The sequence below is a fragment of the Streptomyces sp. NPDC050161 genome, from assembly GCF_044460025.1.
Lineage (GTDB): Bacteria > Actinomycetota > Actinomycetes > Streptomycetales > Streptomycetaceae > Streptomyces.
In genome coordinates this window covers 16,577-30,611 of sequence record NZ_JBITJM010000040.1, presented here as the reverse complement: position 1 = coordinate 30,611, position 14,035 = coordinate 16,577, and the positions used below count along the sequence as shown (strand labels likewise).

Here is a 14,035-nt window from a genome sequence, read left to right as displayed (position 1 = left end):
TGCCCGGGGCCCACGGTCTTCCACCCTGTTGTTACTGGGCCGTTTGCGGCCCGCGGGGGCGCCCCGGCGGGGGGGGGGGGGGGGGGGCCGCGGGGGGGCCCCCCCCCCCCGGGGGGCCCCCCCGGCGGAGTTCACAGGTCAGCGCACGTCATAGGCGCGGACCACGGTCTGGCTGACCGCGTTGCCGTGGGAATCGGTCAGTTCGGCCTTGAGCGTGACCTGTTTGCCCGTCGCGCCTGCGTGGTCGACGGTGGCCGTCCACGTGCCGTCGTGCTGTGCGGTCGGGGCGGCGGTCCAGGTCTTTCCGCCGTCGTAGGAGTAGGACAGCGCGGCCTTGGTGAGGTCGCCCGGGGTGTATCCGGCGTGGCCGTCGGCGGAGAGGGTGATCCGCTGGCCGTCCGCGGCGGGCAGGGTGTTGTTGCCGTCCTCCGGGACACCGTAGTCGGGGAACAGGAGCGGCAGGCCCCGGGACTCCACGTCCTCCTCCAGGTGGGAGCGGAACGTCCAGGTGGTGGAAGTCTCCTGGGAGCGCAGCCAGTTGCGGTCCGATGTGGGGATCTTCTGGGTGTCGCGCCGCAGGGTGTACGTCGCTTCCTCCGCCGGTACCTCGAACACGCCGTTCGGGAACGAGCTGGTGCCGACCACCGTGCCGTCGCGGCGCAGTTCCAGGTTGCCGATGTCGCCGAAGGAGGCGCCGGGCGACCAGTGGTCGCCCGAGCCGTCGTTCCAGAATCCGGGGCCGAAGCCCATGAGGTTGCCCTGGCGTTCGGCGGCGAGCTGCAACGACCCGTCCTCGTTCAGCGGTGCGGTGGGCCGCAGCACCCCGCCGAACCACTCGTCGGTGCGCTGCTCGCCCGCGCGGTAGCTGCGGTCGCGGTCGGTGAGCAGGGCACCGAACGGCATGGACGTGAGGACCGAGTGCTGCCAGGACGTGCCCGGCGTGTAGAACTCGGTGCGGGTGCCCGGCACATGGACCGGATCGAAGAGGCCGACGTTCACCTGCTCCTGCGGGCTCCAGGCGGGGCGGATCGCCAACAGGTCCTGGTAGTCGGCCGGTTCGCCCAGGGCGTGGTAGTCGGTCCGTACGGCGGCCAGGCCCTTGTCGCGCACCCGGTAGGTGCGGGCGGAGCCGACCGGCCCGTCCTCGGGGAAGGTCAGGTTGTAGACGTACGGCTGCCCGGCGGCCGGGCCGTGGCCGGTGCCCTTCGCGGCGTCCGTCCCGTAGGTGCGCCAGTTGCTGCTGAATTGGTAACCGCCCTTGCGGGCACGGCCGTTGACCGCCGCGTAGACCTCCTGTCCCGCCTTGGTGGTGCTCGCGGTGCCTGCCGTCACCCAGGTGTCGTCCCACCAGCGGCCGTAGGACAGGACGGTCCTGCGTGCCTCGCCGGCGCGGTCGGTGCGGACCGTCAGCCGGTGGGCCTGCCGGGCGTCGAGGACCAGGGTGGTGTCCTTGGTCAGGTGGAACTCGGGGTGCGCGAGGTAGCTGAGGGACGCGTCGCCGGTCTCGACGAAGCCGCTGATGAGGTAGGCGCCGGGCCGGAGCTGGAAGCGCTGTTCGGCCGCGCCGTCGTTGACCCGCCGCTCGCCGGTCGCGGTGTCGGTGGACACCACGTCGAGCGAGGAGGCACCGGCCGCGGGTGCGCCCGCCCGGTCGGTCATCTTGATCCGGAGGGTGACGGTCTCCGGCTGGACGTACAGGGTGAACGGCACCGTCACCCGCACTCCGTGCGCGGCGGTGGCCAGCACCCGGCCGCTGAGGTCGCCGTACTGGCCCTTCGTCAGGTGCGCGGACGGGTCGAGCTTCAGCGGCACGGTGACGGTCTTTCCGGCGGGCACGGTGACGCGGGAGGCGCCGAGCCTGGCGGGGGTGGAGGTGACGGTGCTGCCGTCGTTCCCCTGCACCTCGCCGACCGTGAGCTTCAACTGCACGTCCTTGTCCGTGGTGTTGGTGTACGGGACGTCGACGGACGTGCGGTCGGACGGGTCCTGCGGCCAGCTGAAGTCGCCGCCCTGGACGGCGGGGGCGGCCAGCACCGGCTGCGTCGCGGCGGCGGCCACGTCGAGCCGTCCCGCGCCGATCTCGTCGGCGCCGCCGAACGCCTTCGCCTCACGGGTGCCGGCGCCGTTCTGCGCGGAGGACACCAGGGCCGACTTGACCTGCTGGGCCGTCCAGTCGGGGTGTGCCTGGCGCACCACGGCCGCGGCGCCCGCCACGTGCGGGGTGGCCATCGACGTGCCGGACATGGCGCGGTAGGCAAGGGCGCCGCGGCCACCGGCGGAGGCCGCCGAGATGCCGACGCCGGGCGCGGCGATCTCCGGCTTGAGGGTGTGGGTGGTGAGCACCGGGCCCCGGCTGGAGAACGGCGCGGTGCTCTCGTCGCGGTCGACGGCCCCGACGGTCAGCACGCCGGGTGCGCAACCGGGCGATGACACCGACGGTTCGGCGGGGCCCGCGTTGCCCGCCGCGACCACGAACAGGGTCTTGGTGTTCTTGGCGAACTCCTGCGCCGCCTGCCCCATCGGGTCGGTGCAGTCGGTGGCTTCGGGCGAGCCCAGGCTCATCGACACGACGTCGGCGTGCTGGTCCACCGCCCACTGCATGCCGGAGATGATCCACGAGGTGGACCCGGAGCCGGTGTCGTCGAGCACCTTGCCGATCAGCAGCCCGGTGCCGGGCGCGACGCCCTTCTTCCTGCCGCCGCTCGCCGCGCCGCTGCCGCCGACCGTCGACGCGGTGTGCGTGCCGTGTCCCTGCACGTCGTCGGTGCTCGCGTCGTCGGTGAAGTTCTTGCTGCCGGTGATCCGGCCCTTGAGGTCGGGGTGTTCCGCGTCGACGCCGGTGTCGAGGACCGCGACGGCGGTGCCCTTGCCGTCGAGCCCGGCGGCCCATGCCCGGGGTGCGTTGACCTGCTTCGTCGACCGGTCGAGCGTGGTGTGCACCTTCCGGTCGAGCCAGAGTTTGCGCAGGCCGCCCGTGGCGCGTGCCCGGTCGGCGCCGAGGTCCTGCCAGAAGTCGCCGGCCCGCTTCTTGTCGGCGGACAGCGCGACTCCGCCGATGACGCCGAGCACGCTGCCGCGCTTCGCGCCGCGTGGCAGGCCGGGCACCGCGCGGGTCACGTCGACCGCGCCGCCGTACGTCGCGATCAGCGGCAGCGCGGTACGGTGCGCGTCGTCGTAGCCCTGCCGGACGAGGCCGCTGACGTTGAACAGCTCCTCGTCCACCCGCCCGCGGGCCAGCGCCCCGGCGGCGGTGTCCGGGTAGACGTACAGGTCCTTGCCCGACTGGCGGGTCTGCACGGACGGACGGCTGCCGTCCGCGCGGGGCAGCACGAAGGCGCTGCTGCGGCCCTTGGCGTCGGTGCGCAGCTGGACCCGGTCACCGGTGACCAGCGTGACGGTGGCGGCGGTAGCGCCCTTGCCGACGGGTGCCCGGCTGCCGGTGACCGGCCGTGCGTCCGCCGTCCGTGACGGGTGTGTACCGGCCGCTGGCTGTGCCTGGGACGGCACGGCCAGGGCGGTGGCCAGGGCGAAGGCGACGGCCGCCCCGAGGCCGGTACGGGTGGCGGCCCGGCCGCGCCGTCGTGTGCGGGTGCCGGGGCCGTTCCGTGCGTCGGTGTCGTCCCCCTGCCGTCTTCGCCACCGGAACGAGCCGTTCGACGAGCCAGAACGCATTGCCATCCCCATCCCCAACTGGTGCCGACTGCTGCTGCGGTGCCGACACCCTGGCAGAGCGCGGGGAGCCGCGGGGATGATGTCAGCGGCGGGATTGCGCCGTGGCTCCTTCCCGCCAGCCCACGGGCCCGGAGCGGCGGCCAGGTCAACGCGCGGCAGCGGTACGGCAGATGAGGAGAGGGCGGCATCGGATGCTCAGTGCGATAGGTCTCGACGAGGCCCAGGAGACCGTCTACCGGGCGCTGGTCGGCCTGGGCGCCGCCGAAGTCCCCTACCTGGCGGCCCGGTTGGCGCTCACCGAGGACGACACCGTCCGCACCCTGCGCCACCTGGAGAGGCAGGGCCTCGCCGCCCCGTCGTCCACCCGCCCGGGACGCTGGGTGGCCGCGCCGCCCGCCGTGGCACTGGGCGCCCTGCTCACCCAGCAGCGGCACGAACTCGACCGGGCCGAGCTGGCCGCCGCGGTGCTCGCCGAGGAGTTCAGGGGCCAGGCCGCCGAACCTGCCGTGCACGACCTGGTGGAGGTGGTCACCGGTGCGGGTGCGGTGGCGCACCGCTTCCTCCAGCTCCAGCTCGGCGCGGCGGAAGAGGTCTGCGCGCTGGTCACCAGCACGCCGACGGCGGTCACCGGCGTGCAGAACGACGCCGAGGAACGGGCCGCCGAGCGGGGCGTCGACTACCGCGTGGTCATCGAACGGGGTGTGCTGTCCGCGCCGGACGGCCTCGTGGGCCTGACCGCCGCGCTGCGGCGCGAGGAGCGGGTACGGGTGGTGGACGAGGTGCCCACCAAGCTGGTCATCGCCGACCGTGCGCTGGCGATGGTGCCGCTCACCCCGCGCGCCGCCGCGTCGGCCGAACCGGCTGCGCTGGTGGTGCACGGCAGCGGGCTGCTGGAATGCCTGCTGGGCCTGTTCGAGGCGGTCTGGCGGCAGGCCGTGCCGCTGCGGCTCACCGCCGACCGCGCCTCCCACGAGGAGCATCCGGGCCACCCGGACGGCGCCGACCTCGAAGTGCTGTCCCTGCTGCTGGCCGGGCTGACGGACGCGAGCGCCGCCAAACAGCTCGGCCTCGGCCTGCGCACCGTCCAGCGGCGGGTGCGGAACCTGATGGAACTGGCCGGTGTGACCACCCGGATGCAGCTGGGCTGGCAGGCGTACGAGCGGGGGTGGCTGTCCCGCTGAGGGTGCCGCACCCGCCGTGGCGGGGGCGGCCGTCCGGGAAGCGCGGGCGGGCCGTGTCCGGCAGGCTTGGGCCATGAGAGCGTGCGGTGTGCCGGGCGTGACCGGGAAGGCGCTGCGCCGGACGTGCCCGGTGGCCGGCGGACGGAGTGAGGCCGGCGCATGAGCGCGTGGCAGCTGGTCGCGGTCGGTCTTGTCCTTCTGCTCGGGCTGTTCGGGGTGCTGATTCCCGGCGTCCCCGGGCCGCCGATCGTGTGGGCCGGTGTGCTGTGGTGGGCGATGACCGAGCAGTCGTCGGCCGCCTGGACGGTGCTGATCGCCGCGACCGCCGTGCTGCTGCTCAACCAGGCCCTGAAGTGGCTGCTGCCCACCCGCAACCTGCGGGCGGCGGGCACGCCGTACCGGACGCTGTTCGCCGCGGGCGCCGCCGGGATCGTCGGCTTCTTCCTGATCCCCCTCATCGGCGCCCCGCTGTTCGCGATCGGCGCGCACTACCTGCTGGAGCGGGTCCGGCTGGGCAGCCACGGCGACGCCTGGGCCGCCACCCGCACGGCCCTGCGCGCCGTCGGCCTGAGCGTGCTGATCGAACTTCTGGCCTGCCTGCTGGTGGCGGGAGCCTGGGCGGGTGTGGTCATCGCGGGGTGGGCGTGATCCCGGTGGCGGGCGCCGTTCACGTGCGATGACGGGCTCGGGTCGCCGTTCGGCCTCGATGACACCGGCCCGTCGCGCGGATGGCGCCACCGCGGCATCGCAATGGCGCCGACACAAGCCATCGCACCGTCAACGCGGCACCACGGCACACCAATCCACCGAAGAAACCCCAGGTCAGCAGCGTATGCACCAAAAAGGCGCCGCTGCGGCTAGCCATGGCGCCATCGATGCGCCATGATGGCACCATGGACCTCACGCCCTACGTCGACAACCTCCGGCAGGAGCTGGCCGTCGCCGCGGACGCCGGCGGCGACGACGCCCGCGCCCTCGCCGAGCGGCTCACCGCCCCCCTGGAATCCGCCACCCGGCTGACCCTGCTCAACGCGCTGTCCGCCGCCATGGTCGAGGTCACGCGGGAGCTGGCGCCCGGCTCGGTCGACGTGCGGCTGCGCGGACTCGACCCGGAGTTCGTGGTGACGGCACCGCCCGCCCCCGAACCGTTCCGGGAGGAACGGGAGCCGGCCGACGAACCCGCCGCGACCGCACTGCCGCCGTCCGCCGACACCGACGACGGCACCATGGCGCGGATCAACTTCCGCCTCCCCGCCCACCTCAAGGCCCGCGCCGAGGACGCCGCGGCGGCGGACGGCCTGTCGGTCAACGCCTGGCTGGTGCGGGCCGTGTCCACCACCCTCGACGGCGGGCAGCGCGCGAACCCGCAGGGCCGCGGCAAGGAATCGGGCGGCCGGGGCTTCACCGGCTGGGTCCGCTGACCCCACCCCTCTTTCACCGGCGGATCGCCGATCCCGCCGACGTCCCTCCGCACCCGCCTCACCAGCGGGATCAACCACCCGAGCCAAGAGGACGGAACAGCCATGCCTTCTTACGAGACCCCCGAACCGATCGCCGTCACCCTGGAGTTGGACTGCGGCACCGCCCGTATCACCGCGGGCAAGCGCACCGACACGGTCGTCGAGGTGCTGCCGTGCAACGGCTCCGACGACAAGGACGTACGCGCCGTACAGGAGACCCAGGTCAGCTGCTCCGGCGGTCGCCTCGTGGTCAAGACACCCAAGAGGCGGTCCCTGTTCGGCAAGCCGGGCGCCATCGAGGTGAGCATCGAACTGCCCGCCGGATCCGATGTCCGGGGCACCACGGGCATGGGCAACTTCCACTGCGAAGGCCGCGTCGGGGACGTCACGCTCAAGACCGGGCTCGGCGACCTCCAGGTCGACGAGGCGGCCGGCGCCGACCTCAGGACCGCTACCGGCGACATCCGTCTGGCCCGCTCGACCGGGGACATCGAGGTCACCGGCATGGGCCGGGTCGAGGTCGGCACGGTCACCGGCGCGGCGACCGTCAAGAACGGCAACGGCGCGACCGAGATCGGCGAGGTCACCGGCGCCCTGAAGACCAACGCGGCCAACGGCGACATCTCCGTCGGCATCGCGCACAGCGACGTCGGAGCCAAGGCCGCCAACGGCCGGATCGAGATCGGTGTCGCCCACGCCGGGGTCGACGCGGTGACCTCCAACGGCCGCATCCGCGTCGGCGACGCCGCCCGCGGCCGGATCGACCTGCGCACCGCCGTCGGCGACGTCGAGGTGGGCATCCACGAGGGCACCGCAGCCTGGCTCGACCTGCACCCCAAGTACGGCACGGTACGCAACGCGCTCGGCTCCGCCGCCGGACCCGCGGACTCCGACGAGACCGTCGAGGTGCACGCCAGGACCGCGGCCGGCGACATCATCATCCGCCGCGCCTGAGCCCGCGCACCGTCAAGACCGGCATCGACAAGACCGGCATCACACGGTAACTCCCCTTCACCACATGCCACTTCAGTAAGCCCAGCGCACTCTGGAGGACCCCATGCCGTACGACCCGACACCCACCGACGCCACCACCGTCGAAGAGCCGCCCACGCTGCCCACCGACCGGCACACCGGCTGCCCCTTCGACCCGCCCGCCGCACTCACCGCGCTGAGCGAGAAGCCGCTGAGCCGCCTGCGCTACGCCGACGGGCACCTGGGCTGGCTGGCCACCGGACACGCCGCGGCCCGCGCGGTCCTGTCCGATCCGCGGTTCAGCTCGCGCTACGAACTCATGCACCTGCCGATGGCGATGCCGGGCCTGCCGGACGAGCTGCCGCCGGCCCCGACCGGCGACTTCCTCGGCCTCGACGCCCCCGAGCACACCCGCTACCGGCGGCTGCTCACCGGAAAGTTCACCGTCCGCAGGATGCGTCAACTCGCCGAGCGCGTCGCGCAGTTCACCACCGCGTGCCTGGACGCCATGGAGCAGGCCGGGCCCACCGCCGACCTGGTGGAGGCGTTCGCGCGGCCGGTGCCCGCGCTGATGATCTGCGAGCTGCTCGGTGTGCCCTACGCCGACCGGGACCGCTTCCAGGGCCAGGTGGCGACCCTCTTCGACCAGAGCGCCGGCATGGAGGCGAGGGGCGAGGCACACGCGGCCGTCGAAGCGTTCCTGAGCGAACTCGTGACCGCCAAGCGCGCCGCGCCCACCGACGACCTGCTCAGCGATCTCACCACCTCAGCTCTCACGGATGAGGAACTGGTCGGAGTGGGCGGGGTACTGCTCGCCGCCGGTCTCGACACCACCACGAACATGCTCGGCCTCGGCACCTTCGCCCTGCTCAGCAACCCCGCCCAACTGGACGCCCTGCGCGCCGACCCCACGCTCGCCGAGCAGACCGTGGAGGAGCTGCTGCGCTACCTCAGCGTGGCCGACCCGATTCCGCGGGCGGCGCTGGAGGACGTCGAGGTGGCGGGTCAGCTCATCAGGGCGGGCGAGACGGTGACCGTTTCCGTGCAGGCCGCCAACCGCGACCCGCACAGGTTCCCCGACCCCGACCGGCTCGACATCCACCGCAAGGCCACCGGGCACCTGGCCTTCGGACACGGCGCCCACCAGTGCCTGGGCCAGCAGCTCGCCCGCGTCGAGATGGCCGTCGCCTTCCCCGCGCTCTTCGCCCGCTTCCCCACGCTGCGCCTCGCGGTGCCGCCGCAGGAGGTGCCGCTGCGCGAACACGCCACCATCTACGGGGTGGCCGCCCTGCCCGTCACCTGGGACGAGGAGCAGCCGTGACGACGCCCCGGCTGAGCGTCGACCGTGCGCGCTGCGCCGGCGCCGGCATGTGCGCCCTGACGGCTCCCGAGGTCTTCGACCAGGACGACGAGGAAGGTCTGGTGGTGCTCCTGCACCCCGCGCCCGACCCCGGGCACCTGGCCGCAGCCCGGCTGGCCGTCGGCCTCTGCCCCGCCGGGGCCATCGCCCTCAACTCCCCTGATTCCGGGGACGCGTAGCGACCGCTCCCGGTCAGGGACGGACACCGCCGCGCGGGGGCCACTCCGCCGCCGTGAGGCGCCCGGCGGCCCACAGATGGTGCAGGGCGTAGGCCCGCCAGGGCCGCCAGGCGCCGGCCGCGCCGTCCGGGCCCGCGTCCGGGTCGCCCAGGGCCCGCATCCTGATGTACGCAGCGGCCCGCGCACCGACCCCCGGCAGCTGCCGCAGGGCCCGCTCGGCGGCGTCCCGGTCCGCGCCCGCGTCCAGTACGAGCCTGCCGTCGGCGAGCGCCGCGCACAGTGCGCGCACCGGCTCCGGCACGGCGGCATCCGCCAGCTCCGCGGCGGTCGGGAAGACGTGGGTGAGCCCGCCGTCCGCGGCGTCCAGCGGCTTCCCGTACGCCTCGACCAGCTCGGCGGCGCGCTGCGGCGGGCCGCCGACAACCGTGCGCAGGGCCAGTTCCCCGGGGTCGGCGGCGCCCGGCGAGCGCAGTCCGGGGCGGGCCGCGACCAGCGGGCCGAGCAGCGGGTCGGTGCCCAGCCGTTCGGCCACCGCGTACGGGTCGGCGTCCAGGTCGAAGAGCCGGCGAAGGCGCTGGACGGCGGTGGCCAGATCGCGCGGGTCGGTCAGCCGCAGCCGGCCCTCCAGCCAGCCGCCTTCGGCGCCGCGCGGCGGGCACGCCGGTCCGGTCAGCGGGCGGCGCCGCGGCGGGTGGCCGGTGCGCTCGTCCGCCTCGGCGACGGCGGTCCCGTACGGCAGCCGCAGCGTGCGGCGGTAGGTGCGGCAGCCGCGCGGGCCGCGGATCTCCTCCACGCCCGCCACCGCACCGGCCGCCAGGAAGTCGAAGATCTCGGTGGCCGCGTACGGGCCGCGGAAGGCGAGCCGCAGCGGGATCCCGCCGGGCGCGGGGCCGGTGGCGCGCCCGGCGCAGGCGGTGGCGGAGGCCCGCAGTTCGCGCGGTGTCCCGGCGTAGATCTCCCGCATGGTGGCGTTGAACTGCCGGATGCTGGCGAAGCCGGCGGCGAAGGCCAGCTCGGTGACCGGCAGCGCGGTGGTCTGGAGCAGCACCCGCGCGGTGTGCGCGCGCCGCGCCCGCGCCAGGGCCACCGGACCTGCGCCCAGCTCGGCGGTCAGCTGCCGCTGCACCTGCCGGGTGCTGTACCCCAGGCGCCTGGCGAGCCCGGCGACGCCTTCGCGGTCGACCACGCCGTCCCCGATCAGCCGGACGGCGCGGCCGACGAGGTCGGCGCGGACGTTCCAGGCGGCCGACCCCGGTACGGCGTCGGGGCGGCAGCGCCGGCAGGCCCGGAAGCCCCCGGCCTGCGCGGCGGCGGCCGACGGGTAGAACCGCACGTTGGCCCGTTTCGGGGTGACCGCGGGGCAGCTCGGCCGGCAGTAGATCCCGGTCGTGGTCACCGCGAAGAAGAACTCGCCGTCGAACCTGGCGTCCCGGCTCGACACCGCCCGGTACCGCGTCGCGTCATCCATCACGGCGTCCAGTGTGCGCCGCCCGCGCCCCGCCGACCGGCGGAAATCGGACGTCGCACCCGGACCGTCCGCTCAGCCCCCGGTCCCGCGTTTCCGCTCCATCATGTGGCGGCCCAGCGCCTGCTTCTGCCGCCAGTCGCGGCGGATGGCGGCCCGCAGCCTGGCGTCGGTCTTCGCCACGATCCGCTGGTTCTCGCGCAGCAGCTTGCGGTAGCTGTCCAGACGGCGCTGCGGCAGCGTCCCGTCGTCCACCGCCGCCAGGACGGCGCAGCCGGGCTCGGCCTCGTGCGCGCAGTCGTGGAAGCGGCACTCCCGCGCCAGCTCCTCGACGTCCGCGAAGGTCCGGCCGATGCCGTCCTGCGCGTCCCACATGCCGACGCCGCGCAGCCCCGGTGTGTCGATCAGCACGCCGCCCGACGCCAGCGGCAGCAGGTCGCGGGTCGTGGTGGTGTGCCGGCCCTTGCCGTCCCGGTCCCGGATCGCCTGGACGTCCTGCACGGCACGGCCCGCGAGCGCGTTGGCCAGCGTGGACTTGCCCGCGCCCGACCGTCCCACCAGCACCGACGTGCCGCCGGACAGCACGGCGGCCAGCACGTCGACCCCCTCGCCCGTCTCGGCGCTGACGGCCAGGACCTGCACGCCCGGTGCGGTGCCCGCGGCGTCGGCGACGAGGTGCCCGACACCGTCCGGATCGTCGACGAGGTCCGTCTTGGTGAGCACGACCAAGGGCTGGGCGCCGCCTTCCCAGGACAGTTCCCGGTGGCCGCCGGTCTCCTGCGCGCCGGATCCGGACAGCGCGAGCGACAGGAACCGCTCGATGCGCCCGAGGTCCATCTGGTCCGCGAGGGAGACGCAGATGACGATGGTGTCGACGTTCGCGGCCAGCACCTGGCCCTCGGAGCGCTTCGACGAGGTGGACCGCACGAACGCCGTCCGCCGGGGCAGCAACTCCCGTACGACACCGTCGACATGCTCGCCGCTCAGGCCGTTCTCCAGGTCGATCAGCGCCCAGTCGCCGGTGCACGGCACCCGCATCGGGTCGCCGGTCGCCACCAGCGCGGTGTCGGCGAGGACGGTGCGGACGCCGTCGCCGTCGGCCACGACGGCGTCCACCCGCCCGCGGTCCACGCGGATGATGCGGCCGGGCACGTACCCCTGCCCGGCGTGGGGGAGGAAACTCTGCGCGAATCCGTCGTCCCAGCCGTACGAAGACAGCGTGCGGGCCGGCGTGTCCGGTGAAGCAGACAGGAAATTCAAGGGAAACCCTTCACAAGGGCGGCCCCGGCACCCCGCGCGACGCGGGGGAAGGAAAGGGTCGAAGTCTCAGCCGGAGGCCACGGAAGCGGAACTGATGCTCTTCCGGGTACGGGCAGCGCCCGTTGTCACCACAGTCATCGGTCACACCTCCTGGTCCGTTCACGGCCTGGCACGGCGGCCGGATGGCGGCCTCCGTGCGGAACGGCTTCACCGTAGCCCGGCCGCCGACGAAGGCACCAACGATTTTCGCGGAGGCCGCCGTCAGCGGTCGCCCGGCCCGGTCAGCGGTCGCCCGGCCCGTCGGCGGCTGCCCGGCCCGCGCGGTCGGCGAAGTAGGCCGTGGGGGTGGTGCCGAGGGCGCGGCGGAACATCGCGGTGAAGGCGCTGGGGGTGGCGTAGCCGAGGCGGGCGGCGACGGCCGTGACCGGGGTGCCCGTGGCGAGCAGGGTGACCGCGCGGACGAGCCTGGCCTGCTGCACCCAGTGGGCCGGGCTCATCCCCGTCGCCGCGGTGAACCTGCGGTGCAGGGTGCGCGGGCTCAGGTGGGCGACGGCCGCGGCGTCCGCGGTCGTCCAGCGGTCGCCCGGATCCCGCCTGATCGCCTCGCAGAGCGCGTCGAGCCGGGGGTCGTCAGGCGCCGGCAGGTGCAGCGCGGGGACCGGGTGCGGGACGAGCTGGAGCAACAGCAGCTCCATGACCTTGCCGTCCCTGCCGTCGCGGTCGTACACGAGGGGGATGCGGGTCGCCTCGTCGATGAGTTCGCGCAGCAGCGGGGAGACCGCGACGACGGTGGGGGTCTTCGGCAGCTGTCCGACGGCCTGCGGCAGGAGGTAGAGGGTGCGCATGGCGACGGCGCCCGCGCAGGTCATCGCGTGGGTCAGGCCGGCCGGGATCCAGACACCGCGGGTGGCGGGTGCCACCCACAGGCCGTAGTCGGTGGCGACGGTGATGGCCCCGGTGGTGCCGTAGATCAGCTGGGCGCGCCGGTGGTGGTGCGGCGGGATGTGATGGCCGTCGGGGAGGTCGCGTGCCATCGCGGCGAGCGGCCTCGGAACGTGCTGGTAGTCGTCGCGGTGCTCGCTCTTTCCGTACATGGCACATTCTCGACAGACGATGGCAGGACAACGAAAGTATGCCGGGAGGCGGCGGCTTAGCGTCGGGTCATGTGAGCGATTCCTCCTCCCCTCCCCCTGTCAGGTACCGGCCCCGCTTCCGTCGCGGCGGCGGCACGGCGGCGTTGCCCGCGCCCGGGATCCCCGGGCCGGGCCGGGCGCTGATCTGGCTGCTGGCGGCCACCAGCGCCGTCACGGCGGCCAACGTCTATCTCAACCAGCCGCTGCTGGGCGCGGTGGCTGCATCCCTGGGCGCGGATCCCGACACTCTCGGGGCCGTCCCCACCGCCACCCAACTCGGGTACGCGGCGGGCATCTTGCTGCTGGTACCTGCGGGCGACAGTCACGACAGGCGGCGGCTGATCCTCTGGCTGGGCACGGCCTCCGCCCTGGCGCTCGCCGTGTGCGCGGTGTCCCCTTCGGTGTGGTGCCTGATCGTCGCGAGCTTCGCCGTGGGCCTGCTGTCGCCGGTCCCGCAGCTGGTCACGCCGCTCGCGGTGGCCCTGGCCGACCGGGCGGACGGCGGGGCCGGCAAGCCGGGCACGGGCCGCGGGCGCATCATCGGCACCGTGCAGGGCGGGCTGCTGGTGGGGGTGCTCGCCTCCCGCGCCTACTCCGGTTCCTTCGCCGAACTCGCCGGGTGGCGCGCCGTGTACGGCTGTTCCTGTGTGCTCACCCTGCTGCTCGTCCTCGTGCTGCGGCGGGCGCTGCCGTCCGTCCCGGCGACCGGCACCGCCCCCTACCGCGCCACGCTCGCCTCACTCCCGCGGCTCTTCCGCACCCTCCCGCTGGTCCGGCTGATCACGGTCTCCGGGGCGCTGGTGGGGATCGCGTTCGGCGCCTTCTGGACGACGCTGACGTTCCTGCTCCAGCAGCACTTCCGGCTGGGCCCGACCGGGATCGGTCTGTTCGGCCTGGTGGCCGCGGCCAGCGCGCTCGCCTCCCCGTACGCCGGGCGGCTGGCCGACCGCATCGGCCGCCGCGGCGCGCTGGCCGCCCTGCTCGGCCTGGTCATCGCGGGCTGGCTGCTCCTGCTGCCGGGCGGCGGCGATCTGTGGTGGCTGACCGCCGGGGTGATCGTCCTGGACGTCGGTGTCTGGGGCAGCCAAGCGGCCTGTCAGGCGGCCCTGTTCACCCTCGAACCGGCCATCCACAACCGTCTCAACACCCTCTACTTCACCTTCCGTTTCCTGGGGATCGCCCTCGGGTCGCTGTGCGGGACGCTGGCCTGGGCGGCGGGCGGCTGGCCCGCGGTGGTCGCCACCGGCACCGCCGCGGCACTGGCCGGCCTGCTCGTCGGACTGCTGCCGGGCAGCGGGTGTCCCACCTCACGTTCCGGCATCTGATCGGCACTGTCCGGATCCCCGGCCGAGC

At 74.2% G+C, this 14,035-nt stretch carries 11 protein-coding genes; 7 read left to right on the top strand and 4 right to left on the bottom strand.

Annotated features, from left to right (window positions below):
• Positions 1 to 138: 138 nt before the first annotated feature.
• On the bottom strand, positions 139 to 3,678 hold the full coding sequence (locus ACIBK8_RS34845) for a S8 family peptidase (RefSeq protein WP_399046600.1): 3,540 nt from the start codon (positions 3,676 to 3,678) through the stop codon (positions 139 to 141).
• Between the two features lie 185 nt (positions 3,679 to 3,863).
• Between ACIBK8_RS34845 and ACIBK8_RS34840 the strand changes: the two genes are divergently transcribed.
• The 6 genes from ACIBK8_RS34840 to ACIBK8_RS34815 all read left to right on the top strand — a co-directional run bounded on the left by ACIBK8_RS34840 (position 3,864) and on the right by ACIBK8_RS34815 (position 8,824).
• Entirely contained in the window at positions 3,864 to 4,853 is a 990-nt protein-coding gene (locus ACIBK8_RS34840; protein WP_399046599.1) for a helix-turn-helix transcriptional regulator, read from the top strand.
• Positions 4,854 to 5,012: 159 nt separating this feature from the next.
• Complete coding sequence (locus ACIBK8_RS34835) at positions 5,013 to 5,501, top strand: DUF456 domain-containing protein (RefSeq protein ID WP_393682140.1); 489 nt, start codon at positions 5,013 to 5,015, stop codon at positions 5,499 to 5,501.
• 245 nt (positions 5,502 to 5,746) lie between these two features.
• Positions 5,747 to 6,274 carry a hypothetical protein gene (locus ACIBK8_RS34830; protein ID WP_399046596.1) on the top strand — a complete coding sequence of 176 codons (528 nt, stop codon included), beginning with the start codon at positions 5,747 to 5,749 and terminating at the stop codon, positions 6,272 to 6,274.
• 102 nt (positions 6,275 to 6,376) lie between these two features.
• A complete protein-coding gene (locus ACIBK8_RS34825; protein WP_399046594.1) occupies positions 6,377 to 7,267 on the top strand; it encodes a DUF4097 family beta strand repeat-containing protein in 891 nt (296 codons plus the stop codon).
• A gap of 103 nt (positions 7,268 to 7,370) precedes the next feature.
• Positions 7,371 to 8,606 (top strand): cytochrome P450, encoded by a 1,236-nt coding sequence (locus tag ACIBK8_RS34820; protein WP_399046593.1) that lies wholly within the window; start codon positions 7,371 to 7,373, stop codon positions 8,604 to 8,606.
• Positions 8,603 to 8,824: a ferredoxin gene (locus tag ACIBK8_RS34815; protein WP_399046591.1), complete on the top strand. Its 222-nt coding sequence runs from the start codon at positions 8,603 to 8,605 to the stop codon at positions 8,822 to 8,824. Before ACIBK8_RS34820 ends, ACIBK8_RS34815 begins: the two co-directional genes overlap by 4 nt.
• 13 nt (positions 8,825 to 8,837) lie before the next feature.
• Here ACIBK8_RS34815 and ACIBK8_RS34810 read toward each other — a convergent pair whose 3' ends face one another.
• The 3 genes from ACIBK8_RS34810 to ACIBK8_RS34800 all read right to left on the bottom strand — a co-directional run bounded on the left by ACIBK8_RS34810 (position 8,838) and on the right by ACIBK8_RS34800 (position 12,643).
• The gene (locus ACIBK8_RS34810; protein ID WP_399046589.1) at positions 8,838 to 10,292 is read right to left on the bottom strand and encodes a DNA-3-methyladenine glycosylase 2 family protein; all 1,455 of its coding nucleotides are present in this window, start codon (positions 10,290 to 10,292) and stop codon (positions 8,838 to 8,840) included.
• Positions 10,293 to 10,364: 72 nt separating this feature from the next.
• Complete coding sequence (gene rsgA / locus ACIBK8_RS34805) at positions 10,365 to 11,549, bottom strand: ribosome small subunit-dependent GTPase A (protein ID WP_399046588.1); 1,185 nt, start codon at positions 11,547 to 11,549, stop codon at positions 10,365 to 10,367.
• A 281-nt stretch (positions 11,550 to 11,830) separates the two neighbouring features.
• On the bottom strand, positions 11,831 to 12,643 hold the full coding sequence (locus tag ACIBK8_RS34800) for a helix-turn-helix domain-containing protein (protein ID WP_399046587.1): 813 nt from the start codon (positions 12,641 to 12,643) through the stop codon (positions 11,831 to 11,833).
• A gap of 71 nt (positions 12,644 to 12,714) precedes the next feature.
• Between ACIBK8_RS34800 and ACIBK8_RS34795 the strand changes: the two genes are divergently transcribed.
• The gene (locus ACIBK8_RS34795; RefSeq protein WP_399046586.1) at positions 12,715 to 14,007 is read left to right on the top strand and encodes an MFS transporter; all 1,293 of its coding nucleotides are present in this window, start codon (positions 12,715 to 12,717) and stop codon (positions 14,005 to 14,007) included.
• Positions 14,008 to 14,035 lie beyond the last annotated feature (28 nt).